The 18,829-nt window shown below is 70.0% G+C and carries 19 protein-coding genes; 11 read left to right on the top strand and 8 right to left on the bottom strand.

Annotated features, from left to right (window positions below; genetic code table 11):
* The 4 genes from MK786_RS10695 to MK786_RS10680 form a co-directional block, all read left to right on the top strand.
* Window positions 1-729, top strand: a 729-nt coding sequence (locus MK786_RS10695; protein ID WP_241112218.1) for a hypothetical protein, incomplete at its 5' end; no start/stop codon positions are given.
* A 123-nt stretch (window positions 730-852) separates the two neighbouring features.
* Complete coding sequence (locus MK786_RS10690; RefSeq protein WP_241112217.1) at window positions 853-3,858, top strand: family 43 glycosylhydrolase; 3,006 nt, start codon at window positions 853-855, stop codon at window positions 3,856-3,858.
* Window positions 3,859-3,960: 102 nt separating this feature from the next.
* Window positions 3,961-4,626, top strand: a complete 666-nt coding sequence (locus tag MK786_RS10685) for a GntR family transcriptional regulator (protein ID WP_241112216.1) — start codon at window positions 3,961-3,963, stop codon at window positions 4,624-4,626.
* 114 nt (window positions 4,627-4,740) lie between these two features.
* The gene (locus MK786_RS10680) at window positions 4,741-5,481 is read left to right on the top strand and encodes an alpha/beta fold hydrolase (protein ID WP_241112215.1); all 741 of its coding nucleotides are present in this window, start codon (window positions 4,741-4,743) and stop codon (window positions 5,479-5,481) included.
* A gap of 6 nt (window positions 5,482-5,487) precedes the next feature.
* Here MK786_RS10680 and MK786_RS10675 read toward each other — a convergent pair whose 3' ends face one another.
* Window positions 5,488-5,985: a MarR family winged helix-turn-helix transcriptional regulator gene (locus MK786_RS10675; protein ID WP_241112214.1), complete on the bottom strand. Its 498-nt coding sequence runs from the start codon at window positions 5,983-5,985 to the stop codon at window positions 5,488-5,490.
* A 118-nt stretch (window positions 5,986-6,103) separates the two neighbouring features.
* Here MK786_RS10675 and MK786_RS10670 point away from each other — a divergent pair, with 118 nt between their 5' ends.
* A complete protein-coding gene (locus MK786_RS10670) occupies window positions 6,104-6,727 on the top strand; it encodes an NADPH-dependent F420 reductase (protein WP_241112213.1) in 624 nt (207 codons plus the stop codon).
* Window positions 6,728-6,806: 79 nt separating this feature from the next.
* On the opposite strand, the gene dinB is transcribed toward MK786_RS10670, so the two are convergent.
* Window positions 6,807-8,003 (bottom strand): DNA polymerase IV, encoded by a 1,197-nt coding sequence (gene dinB, locus MK786_RS10665; protein ID WP_241112212.1) that lies wholly within the window; start codon window positions 8,001-8,003, stop codon window positions 6,807-6,809.
* Window positions 8,004-8,169: 166 nt separating this feature from the next.
* Here dinB and MK786_RS10660 point away from each other — a divergent pair, with 166 nt between their 5' ends.
* A complete protein-coding gene (locus MK786_RS10660; protein ID WP_241112211.1) occupies window positions 8,170-8,736 on the top strand; it encodes an NADPH-dependent FMN reductase in 567 nt (188 codons plus the stop codon).
* Here MK786_RS10660 and MK786_RS10655 read toward each other — a convergent pair.
* Complete coding sequence (locus MK786_RS10655) at window positions 8,714-9,448, bottom strand: hypothetical protein (RefSeq protein ID WP_241112210.1); 735 nt, start codon at window positions 9,446-9,448, stop codon at window positions 8,714-8,716. The genes MK786_RS10660 and MK786_RS10655 overlap by 23 nt on opposite strands.
* Before the next feature lie 380 nt (window positions 9,449-9,828).
* Here MK786_RS10655 and MK786_RS16460 point away from each other — a divergent pair, with 380 nt between their 5' ends.
* Window positions 9,829-11,388 (top strand): glycosyltransferase, encoded by a 1,560-nt coding sequence (locus MK786_RS16460; RefSeq protein WP_241112209.1) that lies wholly within the window; start codon window positions 9,829-9,831, stop codon window positions 11,386-11,388.
* 61 nt (window positions 11,389-11,449) lie between these two features.
* Entirely contained in the window at window positions 11,450-12,250 is an 801-nt protein-coding gene (locus MK786_RS10645; protein WP_241112208.1) for a DUF1206 domain-containing protein, read from the top strand.
* Between the two features lie 21 nt (window positions 12,251-12,271).
* On the opposite strand, the gene MK786_RS10640 is transcribed toward MK786_RS10645, so the two are convergent.
* From MK786_RS10640 to MK786_RS10630, 3 genes are all read right to left on the bottom strand, one after another.
* Window positions 12,272-13,666: a glutamate decarboxylase gene (locus MK786_RS10640; RefSeq protein WP_241112207.1), complete on the bottom strand. Its 1,395-nt coding sequence runs from the start codon at window positions 13,664-13,666 to the stop codon at window positions 12,272-12,274.
* Between the two features lie 140 nt (window positions 13,667-13,806).
* Window positions 13,807-15,186: a permease prefix domain 1-containing protein gene (locus MK786_RS10635; RefSeq protein WP_241112206.1), complete on the bottom strand. Its 1,380-nt coding sequence runs from the start codon at window positions 15,184-15,186 to the stop codon at window positions 13,807-13,809.
* Window positions 15,183-15,554: a PadR family transcriptional regulator gene (locus MK786_RS10630; protein ID WP_241112205.1), complete on the bottom strand. Its 372-nt coding sequence runs from the start codon at window positions 15,552-15,554 to the stop codon at window positions 15,183-15,185. Before MK786_RS10630 ends, MK786_RS10635 begins: the two co-directional genes overlap by 4 nt.
* Window positions 15,555-15,779: 225 nt before the next feature.
* On the opposite strand from MK786_RS10630, the gene MK786_RS10625 reads away from it, so the two are divergent.
* On the top strand, window positions 15,780-16,286 hold the full coding sequence (locus tag MK786_RS10625) for a gluconokinase (protein ID WP_241112204.1): 507 nt from the start codon (window positions 15,780-15,782) through the stop codon (window positions 16,284-16,286).
* Between the two features lie 48 nt (window positions 16,287-16,334).
* Window positions 16,335-16,553, top strand: a complete 219-nt coding sequence (locus MK786_RS10620; RefSeq protein ID WP_241112203.1) for a hypothetical protein — start codon at window positions 16,335-16,337, stop codon at window positions 16,551-16,553.
* 32 nt (window positions 16,554-16,585) lie between these two features.
* Here MK786_RS10620 and MK786_RS10615 read toward each other — a convergent pair whose 3' ends face one another.
* Window positions 16,586-16,927 carry a DUF2834 domain-containing protein gene (locus MK786_RS10615; RefSeq protein WP_241112202.1) on the bottom strand — a complete coding sequence of 114 codons (342 nt, stop codon included), beginning with the start codon at window positions 16,925-16,927 and terminating at the stop codon, window positions 16,586-16,588.
* 159 nt (window positions 16,928-17,086) lie between these two features.
* Between MK786_RS10615 and MK786_RS10610 the strand changes: the two genes are divergently transcribed.
* Complete coding sequence (locus tag MK786_RS10610; protein WP_241112201.1) at window positions 17,087-17,569, top strand: GNAT family N-acetyltransferase; 483 nt, start codon at window positions 17,087-17,089, stop codon at window positions 17,567-17,569.
* On the opposite strand, the gene MK786_RS10605 is transcribed toward MK786_RS10610, so the two are convergent.
* Entirely contained in the window at window positions 17,544-18,785 is a 1,242-nt protein-coding gene (locus tag MK786_RS10605; RefSeq protein ID WP_241112200.1) for an MFS transporter, read from the bottom strand. The two genes, MK786_RS10610 and MK786_RS10605, sit on opposite strands and share 26 nt — an antisense overlap.
* Between the last annotated feature and the right edge of the window lie 44 nt (window positions 18,786-18,829).

The raw sequence follows: 18,829 nt of genomic DNA, 5'->3' as shown, positions 1-18,829 counted from the left end.
CACCCACCTGCGGTCCGCGCTCGGTGCGAAGACCGTGAGCGGCCGGATGATCCGGCCGCCGACACCACCCCGCGGTGCAGCGCGCCGCGCAAGATCGGAGACGGCAAGATGAAGAAGACAGGCATGATGGGGCGGCTCGCCGCGGGAGCAGTCGGAGGGATGCTGCTGCTCGGCGTCGCCGGCGCGGCGATCGCAGACGAAGTCGGCGACGACGCGGTCGATGTGACCGTCGACATCGCGGCGCTGCCGCCGGTCGGCGCCCTCACGATGAGCGTCGCCTCGACCTCGGCGGCACTCACGGAGGTCGAGTCGCAGGACGCCGACCTGCGTGAGTTCGCCGGCGTGCTGCCGACGGTCACGGTCTCGGACGACCGCGAGGAAGTGCCCGACGGCGTGTTCTGGTATGTGACCGGGCAGTCGTCGGCCTTCACCGCGGCAGGCGCCCCCGAGCTCGGCCCGGAGCACCTCGGCTGGACGCCGCACCTGCTCACCGAGGCCGACGGCGAGGTCGCCGAAGGCCCCGAGGTCGGCACCATCTTCGACGAGGCGCCCAACAACGTCGGACTCGAGGGCGAGGAGTTCCTCTCGATGGCCATCGACTCCAGTGGCGCGCGCGCGGTCGGCTCGTGGGACGCGAATGCCGACCTCGTCCTGAAGACCCCGGTCGACGTCGCCCCGGGCAGCTACTCGGCGACCCTCACCCTCACCCTGTGGGAAGACGCGTTCTGATCCGACCGGATCCCTCACCGCGGGAGGGGCGGCGCCCCCGCCCCTCCCGACCCCCGCTCCACTCGACAGCGCCGTCGAACCGCGACTGCGCCTCCCCGCACGCCTGACTGAAGGAGAGAACCGTTGTCTCAGGCATCCGCTCCACGGCCCCCGCGCCACGCGCGCCGGTCGCGCTCCACTGAAATCCCCACCCGCAGATCCCATCCGCGACGGGGGCTGCGCTCGATCGCGATCACCGGCGCCACCGCGATCGCCGCAGGGCTTCTGCTGGCCCCCGTCGCGCTCCCGGCACAGGCCGCGGAGCCGTGGGACCCGGCATCCGGCTACACCTCCACCGACAAGGGCGACGGCACCTACACCGTGCCGCTCATGAACGCCGACGTCCCCGACGTGTCGGTCGAGCGGATCCCCGCGTCCGAGAATGACGAGGGCCGTGACATCTACTACATGATCAGCACCACCATGCACCTCAGCCCGGGTGCGCCGATCATGAAGTCGTACGACCTCGTGAACTGGGAGATCGTCAACTACGTCTTCGACCGCGCCGACATCAGCGACTCGTTCTCGCTGCGCAACGGCCAGTCGTCGTACGGGCAGGGGCAGTGGGCCTCGTCCATCCGCTACCACGACGGCAAGTGGTACGTCGCGTTCAACACCAACAACCTGGGCGGCTCGTACCTCTACGTCACGGAGGACATCGACAACGGCTCATGGGAGCGCATCGCGCTGGGCCGCGCGTTCCACGACCCCTCGCTCTTCTTCGATGTCGACGGGACGCCGTACATCTTCTACGGCTCGGGCTCGACGAGCGCCGTCAAGCTGAGCAGCGACATGAAGACCGTCGTCGCGGAGTACCCGCAGATCCTCCGCACCTCCGACTACCCGGGCGCGTCCTTCATCGGCGGCCTCTTCGAGGGTGCGCAGGTGCAGTACATCGACGGCAAGTACTACATCGTGATCATCACCTGGCCGTCGGGTCAGGGCCGGCAGGTCGCGCTGTTCCGCTCCGACGAGCTGCTCGGCCGGTATGCGACGGCCGACGGCAGCAACCCGTACGAGGCGAAGGGCGTCCTGAACTCGAACGGCTTCGCTCAGGGCAGCCTCGTCCCGATCGCCGGGGAGAACGGCACCACCGACTGGTCGGGGATGTTCTTCCGCGACACGTTCCCCATCGGGCGCATCCCGGCCCTCATCCCGGCGACCTGGTCAGACGGCTGGCCCACATTCGGCAACAACGGCGCCGTGCCCGTCAACGGGGCGTTCGCCAAGCCGATCGAGCTCTCGCCCGAAGAGGAGCTCTACGAGCGGCAGAAGAGCATCGTCGTGTCGGACGACTTCGACAACGACGCGCCGCACCGCGCGTACATGGACGAGGACTGGCAGATCCCGGCGGCTCCCGACATCGACGAATCCCTTCTCGGCGTCGAGCTGTTCACCAACCCCGGTTTCGAGGACGGCACGGCCGGCTGGATCGTGAACGACACCGCGACGCTCACATCGTCGACGGATGCCGCATCCGGCGCGAGCTCCGTGCAGGTCACCGGTCGCACCACGACCGGATCGGGCCCGGCGCAGGACGTGTCGGGCAAGGTGCAGCACAACGTCACCTACGACATCTCCGCGAAGGTCAAGTACGAGAATCCGAACAGCCCGGCGACGAAGCAGTTCATCGCGACCGCGCGGTACGGCAGCAGCACGTTCACGAACCTCGCGAGCGTCACCGCGACCCGCGGGCAGTGGGCGACGATCTCGGGCAGCTTCACGGTCCCGGCATCGCAGAGCCTCTCGTCGATGCGCATCTTCATCGAGACGCCGTGGACCAGCACGCCCTCGACGGCACCCGACACCCACCTGATGGACTTCAAGGTCGATGACGTGTCGCTCAAGGGACGCCCGGTCTCCGTCGAGGCGCCGCATCCCGACGAGATCGCGCCGAACGGCTCACGTCTGGCGCTGCCGTGGGAGTGGAACCACGCCCCCGACAACCGCTACTGGTCGCTCACCGACCGCGAAGGCTGGCTGCGTCTCACCACGGGCAAGGTCCTCACGGGCAGCATGAAGCACCTCAAGCTCGCGAACGACGACGAGGCCGCGTACCTCGAGGAGGCGCGCAACACGCTCTCGCAGCGCACCTTCGGCCCGCGGCAGTCGGCCGAGACCAAGCTGGAAATCTCGGGCATGAAGGACGGCGACGTCACAGGACTCGCGGCGTACAACCGCGGCTTCTCGTACGTGGCGGTCAAGCGCGTGGGCGGCGTCAACACCGTCGGCGTCGTGAACCGCACCCAGCCGTTCACCACCACCATCGACCAGGCGGCGATCGAGTCGTTCCTTCCCGGCACGACGGCGAGTCTCGGATCGGCGACCGAGGTGCACCTGAAGGCGGACCTCGACTTCGCGAGCCCGGTCGGGCAGCTGTGGACGACGTTCTACTACAGCCTGGACGGCATCACGTGGCACCAGCTCGGCAACCGCGTGGGGCCGCAGACCTTGGACGGCACCCTCACCCACTTCATGGGACACCGGGTCGGCCTGTTCAACTACGCGACCCAGCAGGCAGGAGGCCACGTCGATTTCGACCACTACCTGCTGAGTGACACGCTGACGTCGCAGAACCTCCCGCTCGATGAGAGCGACCTGGAGGCCGCGATCGCCCACGCCGGCACGCTGGACGAGGCCGACTACCCGGCCGAGGAGTGGGCCGAGCTCGAGGAGCTGCTCGCCGATGCGGAGGCCGCTGCGGCCGCGACGCCCGGAACGCAGAACCAGATCGACGCGCCCGAGCGTGCACTGAGCCTTCAGCTGGCCCGCCTGGGTGTGCTGGAGGCGGCGGCCCCGTCGCTCGACGTGAGTGTGACCGCGCAGACGCGCTGCGTCGCCGGCAAGGTGGTGCTGACCGCACAGGCGACGAACGACGACGACGTGCCGGTCACGCTGAAGCTGTCCACGGCGTTCGGGTCGAAGGCGCTCGCACCGCTCGCGCCGGGCAAGACGGTGGCGCACGCGTTCAGCTCGCGCCAGGCGTCTGTGTCGGCCGATGAGATCGAGGTCGAGGCCTCGGCGACGGTCGGGGGTGAGATGGTCACGGTCCCGCTCGACGCCGAGTACGCCGCACGCAGCTGCGGCTGACCTGAAGGGGCGGTCCGGTCAGTGGACCGGACCGCCCCTTCTTCGCGCCGGAGCAACTCGCACGGCTTGACGGCTGGGCGAATTCTGTGTGCAATACATCGCATGCCGATTCCGCAGTCCTCTCCGAAGGTCGGGCGCTCTCTGTTGCGTGACGACGTCTATGCGCGGCTGCGCGACGCGATCGTCGACGGCACGTTCTCACCCGGCGAGACGCTCCGGGACGGCGACCTCGCGGAGTGGCTCGGTGTGAGCCGGACCCCGGTGCGCGAGGCCCTGCTGCGGCTCGCCGCAAGCGGTCTGATCGTGGCGCGCCCGGGGCGCTCCACCGTTGTCGCCGAGATGGCGGAGGATGCCGTGCGCCACGCGCGCGACATCGTCGCGGCGATGCACGGGCTGGCCGCTCGACTCGCGGTTCCGACGATCACCGCTTCGGTGCTCGAGCACATGCGCCGCGCCAACACGGCCTTCGCCGAGGCCGTCGAGTCGGGCGATGCCGACAGCGCGATCCGCGCGGACGACGAGTTCCACGGAGCGCTGGTGGAGGCATCCGGCAACCCCTCGATCGCGACGGTGCTCGGACAGTTCGAACCCGTGGTGCGGCGCGCCGAGTTCCTTCGTTTCGTGTCGATCGACCGCTTCGCCGCTCGCGAGCGTCATGATGCGCTGATCGCGCTGTGCGCGGCCGGCGACACCGAGGGGGCCGCCCGGCTCGCGTTCGACACGTGGCAGAGCCTGCCCGTGGCCGTGCCGGGCCAGCTGCCTTCCTGAGGTCGGCCGCGCCGCTTCTCTGGCGGATCCTCGATGCATGCAATATATTGCGTATCGTCGGTGTTGCATCCCACAACCGACGGCAGTCAGCCGTAGCGAAGAAGGGAAACGCAGATGTCCACAACAGACACCACCACACTCACCCCGGACGCCTCCGCCGGATACCTCCCGAACGTCGTGCTCGTGCACGGCGCGTTCGCGGACGGATCCGGATGGCGCGAGGTCTACAACCGCCTCACCGCCCTCGGTCACCGGGTGACGATCGTCCAGAACCCGCTGACGTCACTCGCCGATGACGTCGCCGCGACTCGGCGCGTGCTCGACCGGCAGGACGGCCCGACGATCCTCGTCGGCCATTCGTGGGGTGGGACGGTGATCACTGAGGCGGGCGACCACCCGAACGTCGCCGGTCTCGTCTACGTCTCGGCCATCTCGCCCGGCGTGGGCGAGACCACCTCGCAGCAGTACGAGGGCTTCGCCGAGACGCCCGACTTCGTGATCAATGTCGGAGAGGACGGCTTCGGCTTCCTCGATCACGATCGGTTCCGAGCCGGCTTCGCGCATGACGCGAGCGCGGCCGACGCGGCATTCCTCCGCGACAGCCAGGTCCCGATCAACATGGCCGTGTTCGGTGAGAGGCTCGAGCACGCCGCGTGGCAGACGAAGCCGAGCTGGGCCGTCATCGCGACGGAGGATCACGCGTTCGATGTGGCGATGCTGCGCCACATGGCCCAGCGCATCGGTGCCGACATCACCGAGGTGGCCACCAGCCACGCGGTCTTCATGACCCGGGCTGACGTCGTGGCCGAGATGATCGAGCGCGCCGCGCGAGCCGCGGTCACCGCCGGGAGCTGACGGCGATCAGCGGGTGCCGCGGCGCTCGCCGAAGCCGACGCGGTGCTGAGGGTCCAGTCGCTCGACGAGGGGCTCGAGGGCAGCGGTCAACCCCTCGAGCTCGTCGGGCGTCAGCCGGTCGATCACGAGGTCCTTCACGCGGTCGATGTGCCGCGGGACGGCGCGGACGAGCTCCCGGCGCCCCGCGCTCGTCAGGTGCACGATCACGACGCGCGCATCGCCATCGGCGCCGCGCCGCTCCACGAGACCGCGCTCGGCGAGCTTGCCGACCACGCGCGACAGTCGCGGCATCGTCGAGTTGACCGCAGCGGCGAGGTCGGTCGTGCGCAGCGCCGCGTCCTTCGCCTGCTGCAGAGTGCTGAGCACCATGAACTCGAAGTGCGTCATGTCGGAGTCGGCCTGCAGCTGGGCGTCCAGCGCGGCGGGCAGCAACTCGGCCGTCCACACCAGCGCGAGCCACGCTCTCGACTGGAGCTCGTCCATGCGGGGCACCTGATAGGCCATGACGGTGCGAGTCTAGCGCCGCGCCCACCGCTGCGACGCCGGCGCGCGGAATAGATGCAGCTGCAAACAAGTTGCGTTATTAGTTGCTAGTACAACTTTCCAAATGGAGGATCAGATCATGGCAGGCATCTCCGTCATCGGTACGGGAAACATGGGTTCGGCGATCGCAGGCATCGCCGCAGAGGGCGGGGCACACGTGCAGGTCGTGGCGCGCGATGCGGTGAAGGCCCAGGAACTGGCGGCGAAGGTCGGCGGTGCGGTCGCGGCGTTCGGAGAGCCCCTGACCGGCGACATCGTCGTGCTCGCGATCCCGTACCCTGCACTCGCCGACGTCGTCGCGACCTATGGTGACGCGCTCGACGGCAAGACGGTGGTCGACGTGACCAACCCCGTCGACCTCGCCACCTTCGACTCCCTCACCGTACCCGCCGACTCCTCGGCCGCGACCGAACTGCAGGCGGCGCTTCCGGGCGCGCGGGTGATCAAGGCGTTCAACACGAACTTCGCGGCGACCCTCGCTTCGGGCGAGGTCGGCGGCGTGCCCACGACCGTCGTCGTCGCAGGCGACGACGACGCGGCCAAGGCGCAGCTGACCGAGGTCGTCTCCGCCGGCGGCGTGTCGGTGGCGGATGCCGGCGCCCTCAAGCGCGCCCGTGAGCTCGAGGCGGTGGGCTTCCTCCAGATGGTGCTCGCCGTCCGCGAGCAGGTCGCCTGGACCGGCGGGTTCGCCGTCCGCGCCTGACGTCCGCGGGAGCCCGTGGGTCTCCGGGCTCCCCGGCGTGAGCATGACCCGCTCGCGACGGCTCGACGTCGCGGGCGGGTCATTCGTGCTCCGGGAGGACCGGCGTCGACCAGCCGGGATCACGCCCGAGCTGCGCGGCACGCGAGACCGTCGTCGCGCCGAAGCGGTCGCGCAGCGCGTCGAGCACGGTGTCGAGGCGGCCGCCGTCGTCCCAGTCGATCGGCAGTTCTGGCTGGATGCTGTCAGCCCGCCCGAGCTGTGAGAGCGACAGGCCGATGAGAGTGATGCCCCGCTGGGCGATCTCGGGCCGGGCGGCGGCGAGCAGCCTCCGCGCCACCGAGAGCAGCACGGCCGTGCGGTCGGTCGGAAACCGGACGGTGTGCGAGCGCGTCGCCTTCGCGAAGTCGCCGAAGCGCAGGCGCAGCACGACCGTCCGGCACACGCGATCTCGGTCGCGGAGGCGAGCGGCGAGACGGTCCACGATCTGCGTGAGGATGAGGTCGAGCTCTTCGGGGGAGCGCGGGCGGTTGCCGAGTGCGCGCTGCGAGCCGAGGGATCCGCGGCGCTTCGTCGTGTCTACTGGGCGCGGATCGCGCAGCCGCGCGAGGGCGTGCAGATGCGCGCCGGTCGCCTTGCCCAGCAGCCTCTCGGCCGCCGGGGCCTCCAGCTCTGCCAGCTCGCCGACGGTGTGGATCCCGAGTCGGTGGAGCTTGTCGGCGGTGACCTTGCCGACACCCCAGAGCCGCTCGACCGGCAGCGGCAGCAGGAACTCCTGCTCGCGATCGGGCTCGACGACGAGCAGCCCGTCGGGCTTGCTTACCGCGCTCGCGACCTTGGCGAGGAACTTCGTGCGCGCGACGCCGACCGAGATTGCCAGCCCGACGTCGGCGCGCACCCGTTTCCTCAGGCGGACGGCGATCTGCTCGGGCGTGCCCGCGATGCGCCGGAGCCCTCCCACTTCGAGGAACGCCTCGTCGATGGAGAGCCCTTCGACCAGCGGTGTCGTGTCGCGGAAGATCTCGAACACTGCGCGGCTGGCGGCGGAGTACGCCTCCATCCGCGGCGGCACGACGACGGCATCGGGGCACAGCTCCCGCGCCTGACGTCCGCCCATCGCGGTGCGCACGCCCCGAGCCTTCGCCTCGTAGCTCGCCGCGAGCACCACTCCGCCGCCGACGATGACGGGCCGGCCGCGGAGGGCCGGAGCATCGCGCTGCTCGACCGACGCGTAGAACGCGTCGAGGTCCGCGTGCAGCACGGTCGCCTCGCCTCGCATCGCCGCCCCCTCCCGACCGCTCCCTCCGTCTGCGGATCGTCCCATCCACCGGGGACATCCCCGGCGCACTAGCGCACCCGCGCGCATCCGCAAGGGGGTGGCAGGCGGGGCCACCCCCTCGGAGACTGGGGACGCACGCGTCAACTGAGCGAACGAGGAGCCGGACATGTCCTACAAGGTCGGATACTTCGTCGGGAGCCTCTCCTCGACGTCGATCAACAGGATCCTCGCGAAGGCCCTCGTCCGCGTCGCGCCGGACGAGCTCGAGTTCACCGAGATCCCCATCCGCGATCTGCCGCTGTACAGCCAGGACTACGACGAGAGCTATCCGCCCGAGGCAGTCGCGCTGAAGCACGCGATCGAGGAGTCGGATGCCGTGCTCTTCGTCACCCCGGAGTACAACCGCTCCATTCCCGGCGCGCTCAAGAACGCGATCGACTGGGCGTCCCGGCCGTGGGGTCAGAACTCGTTCGACCACATCCCCGCCGCCGTCATCGGAGCCTCCGTGGGCTCCATCGGAACCGCCGTCGCTCAGCAGAGCCTGCGGGGCGTGCTGAGCTTCTGCAACGCACGGCAGATGACGGCCCCCGAGGCGTACATCCAGTTCGACCCGGACGTCTTCGGCGACGACGGAACGGTGAACAAGCCCCAGACGGAGGACTTCCTCCGCAGCTACATGGCCGAGTTCCGCGACCACATCCAGCGCGTGCTCACGGTTCTTCCCCGCCCGTGAAGGGCTCGTCGTCGCGGTCTTCGGTGAACGCGGCGTACACGCCGTAGACGGCGAGACCGGCGAGATGCCACTCCGTCGGCCCCTCCGGGCCCATCTCCACCCTGCGCGCGCGATCGACGAAGGGCGGATTGATGCGGCGGTGGTCGGCCATGCCGTCGATCACCGACATGATGGCCAGCGCGAGGTCGCCCTCGGTGACCCCGTCGCGCATCCGGATGCCGACTGCGGCGTTCAGCTGCGCGTAGAGGGCGGACATCCGATCGACGTAGCGATCCTCGATCTCGCCCAGCAGAGTGCGGATCTCGTCGCCGCCCGGAACCGCATCGCCGCTCGCGAGCGCGGCGGACATCGTCTTGTAGGCGCGCCACGCCACCGAGTTCTCCACGGCGACGATGTTGTGCGCCACGGCGACCCGAACTGCGGCACGCAGGGCGACCTGCTTCTCTCCGGCGGAGCGCGGCTCGCCGTCGGGTGCGCTGAACGCCTGCTGGAGCATGCCGAGGGTCTCCCCGTCGAACCCGGTCTCGAACCCGGGATCCGCCTCGAACAACGCGCGCACGAGGTCCGCGATGAACGCCATGCGGTCGGGCCAGATGCGGAAGACCGTGGAGCGGGGAACCCCCGCAGCCCGAATGAGGTTCTCGAGCTCGATGTTGGCGTAGTCGAGCAGAAGCCCCTCGGACTTCACCCGTTCGACCGCGGCCTCCAGCATGAGGGTCCGCGTCTCGCCCGCTGGCTTCCGCGATCGTGGTTCGGAGTGCGGCACGGTCCGATTATCACCCCGGCGCCCTCCCGATACGAGTGCCGCTTCCGCGGCGCGCCGGTAACGGTGCCGGGTCCCCAGAACCCGGCACCGTCTCGATCCGCAGGGCTGCGCACACCTTCGGCGGAGCGTCGTGCCGAACCCCCCGATTGCGGCACCCTGCACACTCTAGGGACTCGGAGTCTCAAGTCCCAAATTCCATTTCGGCGTGGCGGATCATGGCCCCGGTCACGGAGTGAGCGCAGCGATGAGAGACGTCCGCGCTAACCGAACACCACCGCCCGGTCAACCCACGTGCACCCTCGACCGCGGCGATCACACTGGAGTGCGTGACAGTCCGCACTCCGCACCTCCCGCACGGGCGGCACTTCGCCGTCACGTGGTCGATCCCCGACGACTTCGGCGGCATGACCGAGGCGATCCTCCGCCGGTCGCGGGCCTTCAGCGAGGTGGCGGGGACTCCCGTCGATGTGCTGACCTTCGATGCGCGCCCCGATCACCCCGCGCTCGCAGAGCGGCTCCGGCAGACCGGCGCGCTGAGCGACGGCATCCGGATCCTGAACCTCTACGACTGGCTGCGCGAGCACGAGCTGCCCGAGGCTGCCGCCCCGACCCCACCGGTCACCGTCGACGCGCCGATCCCCGAGGGAGCGCCCAGCACTGCGCGCATGCGGGACGGCCGCGTGGTCTCACGGATGGTCCGCGATGGGGGCGGCGGGATGCTGCAGACCGACCACTTCCGCGCCGACGGGACTCTGCTGCTGACCGACCGCCGCGACGTGCGGCGCCGGGGGACGCTGGGCGGGCGGCGCCTCGTACTGCACGACCGGGAGGGGCGGCCGGTGCGAGCCTGGACCAGGGCCTGGGCGCTCTACGCGGACTGGCTGGATGCGCTGACCGACCACACCCCGAGCTACATGATCGTCGACAGCAAGACCATCGCTCCGTTCATGCAGACATATCGCCGCCCGCATGTGGTGAGCGTGCACCTGATCCACGGCTCGCACAGGGACTCCGCCGGAGCCGTGAAGTCGTCACGCCGCGCCGCGCTGACGTCGGCGCGCCACTTCGACGCGGTGGCGGTGCTCAGCCGGACGCAGGCGCGGGATCTCCGTCGCGACGTCGACGGGCTGCCGCCTGTCGCCGTCGTCGCGAACCCCCGGGCGACGCACACGGGCGATGCGCCGATCGGCCCACGCGACGCGGCGAGCGGCATCGTGGTCGCTTCGCTGACCAAGCGCAAGCGCGTGTCGCACGCGATCGACGCCGTCGTGCGGGCCAACGAAGGGCGCTCCACCCCGCTCACCCTCGACATCTTCGGCGATGGCGAGAGCCGAGGACCGCTCGAGCGGCGCGCCGCCGGCCATCCGGAGATCCGGCTCCACGGGCACGACCCCCGCGCCCGTGACCGGCTCGCCGCCGCGTCGTACGCCGTGTTCACCCCGCACTCCGAGGGCTTTCCACTCGCCCTCGTCGAAGCCATGGCGGCCGGGTGCATCCCGATCGCGTACGACGTCGACTACGGCCCGGGCGACATCATCCACCACGGTCGAAACGGCTTCCTCGTGCCGCGCGGCGACGTCGCCGCGCTCGCGCGCACCGTCGCCCGCGTCGCCGATCTGCCCGAGCCGTCTCGGCAGCGCATCCGAGAACGTGCCGTCCGGTCGACCTCCCGATTCACCGACGAAGCCGTCTGCCGGCAGTGGGCCGGCGTCTTCGGGCTCGCTCTGGTGCGCCGGTCGCTGCGCGGGCGCTCGGCGGTCCGAGCCGCGGTGGCCCGCTGGCCCCGCGTGCGCGCAGCCGCGCCCTCGGCGGTTCGCGTCCTGGCGCGCTTCGGACTGCTGTCCCGCGTGCAGGGGCGACGCGTCACGGCCACGCCGCCGGCATGAGGCGACCGCGGCGGTTGTCAAGAGCCCCTGTCTTCGCGGGCCGTCTGGCTACGCTTCCCGCGTGAGCACCACCAAGACCGCGGCCCGCCGGGCGCAGGATTCCACCGCCTTCCGTGTCGTCGCGCGCATCGGCTACGTCGTCCTCGGCATCGTCCACATCGCGATCGGCGTGATCGCCATCTCCATCGCCCTGGGCGGCGGCGGCGAGGCCGACCAGGGCGGTGCGATGGAGCAGATCCGCAGCACGCCGGCCGGCGTCGCGCTGCTGTGGGCCATCGCCGTCGGCCTCGTGGGCCTCGCGGTGTGGCAGATCGCCGAGGCGGCCACCGAGTCCGACCCCGACGCCAAGAAGAGATGGGCGCATCGGATCAAGTTCGCGGGGACCGCGCTCGCGTACCTCGCCATCGCATTCACGGCGGGCGTCTACGCGCTCGGCGGCAGCTCGGATTCGTCCGAGTCGTCGCAGACGTTCAGCGCGCAGCTGATGTCGACACCGGGGGGCGTGCTCCTCGTGGGACTGGTCGGCGTGATCGGCTTCGCGATCGGGGCGGCGTTCATCGTGCGGGGTGCCACCCGCGCGTTCACGAAGCACCTGGACCTGCCGAGCGGAGCTGCTGGCAAGGGCATCGTGGGGTTCGGAGTGGTGGGCTACATCGCCAAGGGCGTCGCCGTGGCGGTCACGGGGATCCTGTTCGTCGTCGCCGCCTTCACGCACGACCCCGAGAAGGCGGGTGGGATGGATGCTGCGATCCGCACGCTCGCCGGACTCCCGTTCGGGCCGCTGATCCTGTGGGTGGTCGGCGGCGGGCTCGTGCTCTACGGGCTCTACTGCTTCGCACGCGCCCGGTTCGCGCGCATGTGAGCATGCATCCGATGCCGGCGCTCAGTGGTGGAACGTGCCCGCTTCCTCCTCGCTCATCGATGTGACGATGGGGTGCTTGTCGAAGTGCTCGATCGCCGCGCGATAGTCGCTCATCAGCAGCGACGCCGCATCGCGGTCGAAGCCCTGACGCACCAGGATGCGCTGCACCGGCAGGTCTTCGCGATTCTTGGGCATCGTGTACGCCGGGACCTGCCAGCCACGCGTGCGCAGGCGGTCGGCGAGATCGAAGAGATTGAACGGATGCTCGACCCCGTCCTTGAGCTTCCACGAGACCGCCGGGATGCCTGACGCGGCATTGCCGTCGTTGATGATGTCGAAGTGGCCGAGCTTCGCGATCTCCTCGGCGAGGTACATCGCGGTGTCGTGGCACGACATGTGGACCTTCCGATACCCCTCGCGGCCGAGGCGGACGAAGTTGTAGTACTGCGCCACGATCTGCCCGCCCGGGCGGGAGAAGTTCAGCGCGAACGTGGGCATGTTGCCGCCGAGGTAGTTGACGTTGAAGATGAGGTCCTCGGGCAGGTCCTGTGCGTCGCGCCACACGATCCAGCCGACGCCCAGCGGCGCGAGCCCGAACTTGTGGCCGGAGGTGTTGATCGACTTCACGCGCGGCAGCCGGAAGTCCCACACCAGCTCGGGCACCGTGAACGGCGCGAGGAAACCTCCGCTCGCGCCGTCCACGTGGATCGGGATGTCGAGCCCGGTCTCCTCCTGCAGCGTGTCGAGTGCGTTGCTCACCAGGTGTACGGGCTCGTACTGCCCGGTGAAGGTCACGCCCAGGGTCGGGACGACACCGATGGTGTTCTCGTCGACGCGCGCGAGCACCTCGTCGGCGTTCATGATGAAGCGGTCGCCCTCCATGGGGATCTCGCGCAGCTCGACGTCCCAGTAGCGGGCGAACTTGTGCCAGCACACCTGCACCGGTCCGGTGATGAGGTTCGGCCGGTCGGTGGGCTTCCCGGCCTCGCGTCGCCGGGCACGCCAGTTCCACAGCAGCGCCATGCCGCCGAGCATCGCGGCCTCGCTCGATCCGGTCGTGGACGTGCCGAGGGTGTTCTGCGCCTCGGGTGAGTTCCACAGGTCGGCGAGCATGTGCACGCAGCGCGCCTCGATCTCGGCCGTCTGGGGGTACTCATCCTTATCCACCATGTTCTTGTCGAGCGTCTCGGCCATGATCTCCCGCACCTCGGGCTCGAGCCACGTCTGGCAGAAGGTGGCGAGGTTCTGGCGCGAGTTGCCGTCGAGCATCAGCTCGTCGATGACGACCTGGTGGGCGTGGCGCGCGAGATGCTCGTTCTGCGGCATCCGGTACTTCGGCAGCGAGACAGACATGTCGGTCGAGGCGAAGACCTCGTCGAGCAGGTCGTCTCTGACGTCGTCTTTCCGGTGCAGCATCGTCGTTCCTCCAGTGTCCGTCGCGCATCCCCGGCACTCGGCGAGGGCGTCGAGGGAAAGGCTTGCGGATGCCGCGGCCAGCGTCAACGGGTCGACGGGAGGTGTCGTCAAAGGTCACCCCCACCGGGTGACCACGGTGCTCAGACGTAGCCGAAGACGGGCGGGAACACCAGGACGACGACGGCCGACCACGCCAGGTAGACCGGGACGAAACCGGTCTGCCAGCGCTCCAGCCGATCGAACCGCGAGCGCCCCAGCACGAACCGCAGCTGAAGCCACGCGGCGCCGGCGAGATTCGCGAGCAGGATCAGGTTGAGTCCCAGCGACGCCAGCTTGTTCGGGCTTGCGCCGTATTCGGCGATGCGGCCGACCATGGCGATGAGTACGAGCAGGTCGACGAGGATCGCCGCGACGACCATCACGAGCTGCAGGCGGTCGAACCAGGATGCCGGGGCCAGCGGGTCGCGAGCCGAGAGCGCGTACAGCAGCAGCGCGAGCACGACCACCAGCACCACGTCGAACGTGATCAGCATGTCGCGTTGGCCGAACATCGCCAGCCCGTCGTCGGGCTCGACGAGGCTGCCCTGCACCAGCCCTGCCACGAAGAACGCCAGGAGAAGCAGCGTGAACAACGGTGTGAACAGCTTGGTCAGCACCGGGGCGATGTTCTCGATGACGCTCTGCTTGGCCTCGACCAGCCACCCGGCGATCACCACCGCGCCCGCCACGCCGCACGGCACCAGCCAGTTCTCGACGACCTCGGCGGCGTCCAGCCCGATCGCGCCGAACACGCCCATCGTCAGACCGACGAGCACGGCGCCGCCCAGCGCGATGAGCACGAAATAGACGAACCACTCGCCGGTGAAGCGGATGAAGTCCATCCTCGCGCGACTCGAGCGCACGTCGCCGTCCGCGTATGCGATCCCGGTGACGATCCACAGGGCGACGACCGCGTGGATGCTCGCCAGTGCGAGGGTCGCGGCATCCGCTTCGAACGGATAGAGGTTGAGCACGAGGGCCCCGAGGACGAACGGCGCGGCGACGATCGCGATGGTCGTCGGCGAGGAGCGGCGACGGATCAGGAAGTACGTCGCGAGGAACGGGAGGATCAGCAGGGCGATGTTGCGCGCGTAGAACTGCGCGCCGCCCTCGAAGTCGATGCCGAACAGCGCCGGAACCTTGATCGCGACCGCAGCCGCCACGGCGAGGCCGAGGGCGAGTGGCAGCGCGCGCGAGCGCGGCGCCGCGTCGGGCTCGGCGATGACGAGCTGCTTCCAGAGCCGCTCGGAGTGCTCGCGTGCGAACTCCCGTGACAGATCATCGAGTGCTCCCATGCGCTTGACGGCGACGAGGAGCGCTTCGTCGGGAGCGAGACCGGATGCCTCGAGCCGGCCGATCTCGTCGCGCAGGTGGTCTTCGAGCTCGTCTACGTCGCGGCCGGCGATCGCTTCGCGGCGACCGACGAAGTCGCGCCACGCCGTGATCTGCTGCTCGAGCTGCGGATCGAGGTCGGCAGTCATGCGGGCGCACCTCCGAGCGCGAACGGGCTGCGGCCGCCGTCGCGGTCGGCCCACACCTTCTGCAGTGCAGTGCTCACCACGCTCCACTGGCGCCGCTGCTCGGCGAACACGGTCGCCCCGGTCGGGCTGAGGCGGTAGTGCTTGCGCGGGCGCCCGGTGGGCGACGCGCTCCAGCTGGCCTCGATATGACCGAGCCGTTCGAGGCGGTGCAGGAGGGGGTACAGCATCCCGTCGCTCCACTCGAGCTCACCGTCGGACAGCTCGCTCACGCGCTGGAGGATCGCGTAGCCGTACGACTCGCCCTCGGCGAGGATGCCGAGAACCATCGGTGTCGCCGCCGCGGCGACGAGGTCCTTGCCGATCTTCATGCGCGTCTCCCATACCTAGAACCACAAGGTACATAGAAGTACAAGGTAACACCCCTCGGGTGGCGCTTCAACCGCGCCGAAGTGCGTGCGCTGCCTTTCGAGAAACGCACATCGCCGCGGTTGAATGGGAGCGGCCGTGGTCGAGCGGAACGAACGAGCCGCCGGAGCGCTTCGATAGCCTGGGCGCGGGACGCGGCATCCGTCCCACCCGTCCGAAGGAGTCGCATGCCGCTCGTGGTCATGGGGGTCTCGGGATCGGGGAAGTCGACCGTCGCCGCCGCCCTTGCAGGCGCCCTCGACGGGATCTATCTCGACGCCGACGACTTCCACCCTCCTGCCAACGTCGCCAAGATGACCGCGGGTGTTCCGCTCACCGATGAGGACCGGATGCCGTGGCTCGAGGTCGTGGGCGAGACCGTCGTCGCCCAGACCGCACGCGGCCGGCTCGTGGTCGTGGCGTGCTCGGCGCTGCGGCGTCATTACCGCGACGCGCTCCGCGCGGCTGCCGGAGACCTGTTCTTCGTCCAGCTCGACGGCACGCCCGAGCTTCTCGCCGAGCGGCTCGGTGCGCGCGCCGACCACTTCATGCCGGCCGCGCTGCTGCGGTCGCAGCTCGACACCCTGGAGCCGCTCGATGCCGACGAGCGCGGCGTGATCGTCTCGGTCGATCAGCCTGTCGAGCACATCGTCGCGGTCGTGCGCAAGCGGTGGGCGGCAGGTGCCGGACTCTGACATCCTGAAGCGACCCGGCCGCGGTGCCGGACGGCGCGAGGAGGCCCCATGCCCGGAAAGTACGATCTCGAGACCACGACCCTCGGTCAGCTGCTCGACGACCCGGAGGCTCGCGGCATCATCGTCGAGCTCGTGCCGGAGCTTCCCGATCATCCGATGATCAGCTTCGCGAAGAACATGCCCGCGGCGGCGGTGCTGCAGATGGCGGGCAATCAGCTCTCCGCCGACACGCTCGACCAGCTGAAGACCCGCATCTCCGCACTCTGACCGTCGTCCTCGCCCGAGGGCGATTCCGCCGCCTACTCCACGGCGTAGGCGAGCTGCGTCTTGCGGCGCTCCCGCATCGCGAGGAACAGCGGGAACGTGAACGCGAAGGCCGTCAGCGCGGCACCCGCGACGTAGAGCCACCCGAAGCGCATCCCGAGGCGACGTGCCTCGGCGATGACGAAGACGCTGCCGGCCAGGGCCACGACGAGCAGGTCGACGGTGATCGACGCGACGGCCGGCCCGCTCGTGACCAGGTCGCCCAGGAAGTCGCGGAGCTGGACGATGGCGAGCGCGTTGAAGAACCACGTGCCCATCAGCCCCACCACGGCCAGGCACAGATAGACGAGGGCGAGCGGAGTCCAGTGGCGCGTCATGTGCCGATTCTCCCCCTCAGCCGTGGCAGGGTGTCGTGAGCCGTACCGGATTCAGGAGACACGCCGGCAGCGGGCACCGTGCGCGGTGCGAGGGGCGGCGTGTCTCCTGACGCCGGTCCACGGCCGCACCACGACGTCTGCGACCCGAACGGAAGCCCCATGACCGAAGCCGGCTGGCTGCCCGACGACTTCGCGCATCCGCTGCGCGCCGAGCTCGCCGACGGCGTGCACCTTCGCCCCATCCGCGCGGAGGACGTCGATATCGACATGATCGCCGTGATGTCCAACCAGCCGATGCTGTGGGACATCTACGGCGACGCGTGGGGCTGGCCGCCGGCCGCGATGACGCGCGAGGCGGACGAAGAGGACCTCGCTCGGCACGCCGAAGAGATGGAACGCCACGAGTCGTTCAACTACGCCGTGCTCACCGCTGACGAGGACCGCCTGCTGGGCTGCGTCTACATCGACCCGCTCGACGCCCTCGACGGCGAGATCTCGGCCGAGGTGTCGTGGTGGATGATCCCGGATGCTCCGGCAGGCATGGCCGGGCGACTCGATGCGTTCGTACCGGCATGGCTCGAGCGCGAGTGGCCGTTCGGCCGCGTGACCTACCCGTTCAACCCTGGAGCGCCGCGCGCCTGACCCGCGACAGCGGCACGTTCGCGGCGCCGGCGGCGAGCACGACGAGGGCTGCGGCAACCGGCGCGAGCAGAGCCGCCGACGCGCCGCTGGCCTCGGCCAGCAGGCCGGTGAGCGCGGATGCTGCGGACTGGCCCACGACGACGGCCGAGCCGAGCATCGTCATGACGGTTGCCGAGCGGCCGAGGGGGCTGCGCGCGGCGGCGAGGCTGTACTGGGTCACCAGCGTCGGGCCGATGCCGATGCCGATCACCAGGAGGCACAGCGTCATCGCGGCGACGCTGGTCGCGAACGGCAGCGCGAGGGTGCCGGCGGTGAGGATGCCGGCGAACACGACCCACCGCGCCGTCAGGGTGAAGCGTGCGGGGAACAGCGCGACGCCGAGCGCCAGCGCCGCCGAGCCGATGCCCATCGCGCCGTAGACGAGTCCGGCCTGCTCGGGCACGCCGCGCTCGGCCATGAACGCCGTGAGCGAGGTGAGCATCGCGCCGAAGAACAGGCCCATGCCGAGCGCACCGAGCACCGTCGTGATGAGCGCCGGGCGGGCGAGTTCCCTCGCCGGCGCCTGGACGGGCTTGTCGCCACCGGCCGAGGCGCCGACCGCCGCGGTGGGGTGGAGGGCGAAGGCGCTCACGAAGACGAGCGCGAGCACCGCGGCGCCGATGACGGGTGCGGCCGGGCTCATCGTCGTGGCGAGGAGGCCGACGATCACGGGGCCGAACACGAACACGATCTCGTCGGCGGCGGACTCGTAGGCCATCGTGCCCCCGACGACCGACGCGCGACGGTCCTTCGAGAACGCGCGGCCGATGATGCCGACGAGGCGACTGCGCGAGAGCGGGGCGACTTGGGGCATGGACGCGCCGATGGCGAACGCGACGGCCAGGAGCGCGGCATCCGGAACCGACGCGAACGCGAGCCACGCGATCGCGAGCAGCAGCAGGCTGTTGACGGTGCCGGAGACGAGCAGCACGCGACGCTGCCCGAACCGGTCGGCCGCCGCGCCGAGGAGCGGGCCGACGAGGGCGGTGCCGAGTCCGGTCATCGCCGAGGTCAGGCCGCCGAGCGCGAGCGAGCCGCGCGCCGAGACGACGAGCGTCAGGATGCCGACGACCATCATGGCGAACGGCAGTCGCGCGATCAGCGCGATGGGGAAGTAGGCGAAGCCCGCTTCGCGCACGAGCGTCGTGCGCCGCGGTGCGGCCAGGGTGGTGTGCATCGAAATCGTCCTGTTTGCGTCCGCCGCGGTTCGCGGCACTCGTG

This window comes from Microbacterium sp. CFH 31415 (assembly GCF_022538185.1).
Taxonomy (GTDB): domain Bacteria; phylum Actinomycetota; class Actinomycetes; order Actinomycetales; family Microbacteriaceae; genus Microbacterium.
The sequence above is the reverse complement of the archived record's forward strand: the minus strand, read 5'-3'. Positions and strand labels throughout refer to the sequence as shown.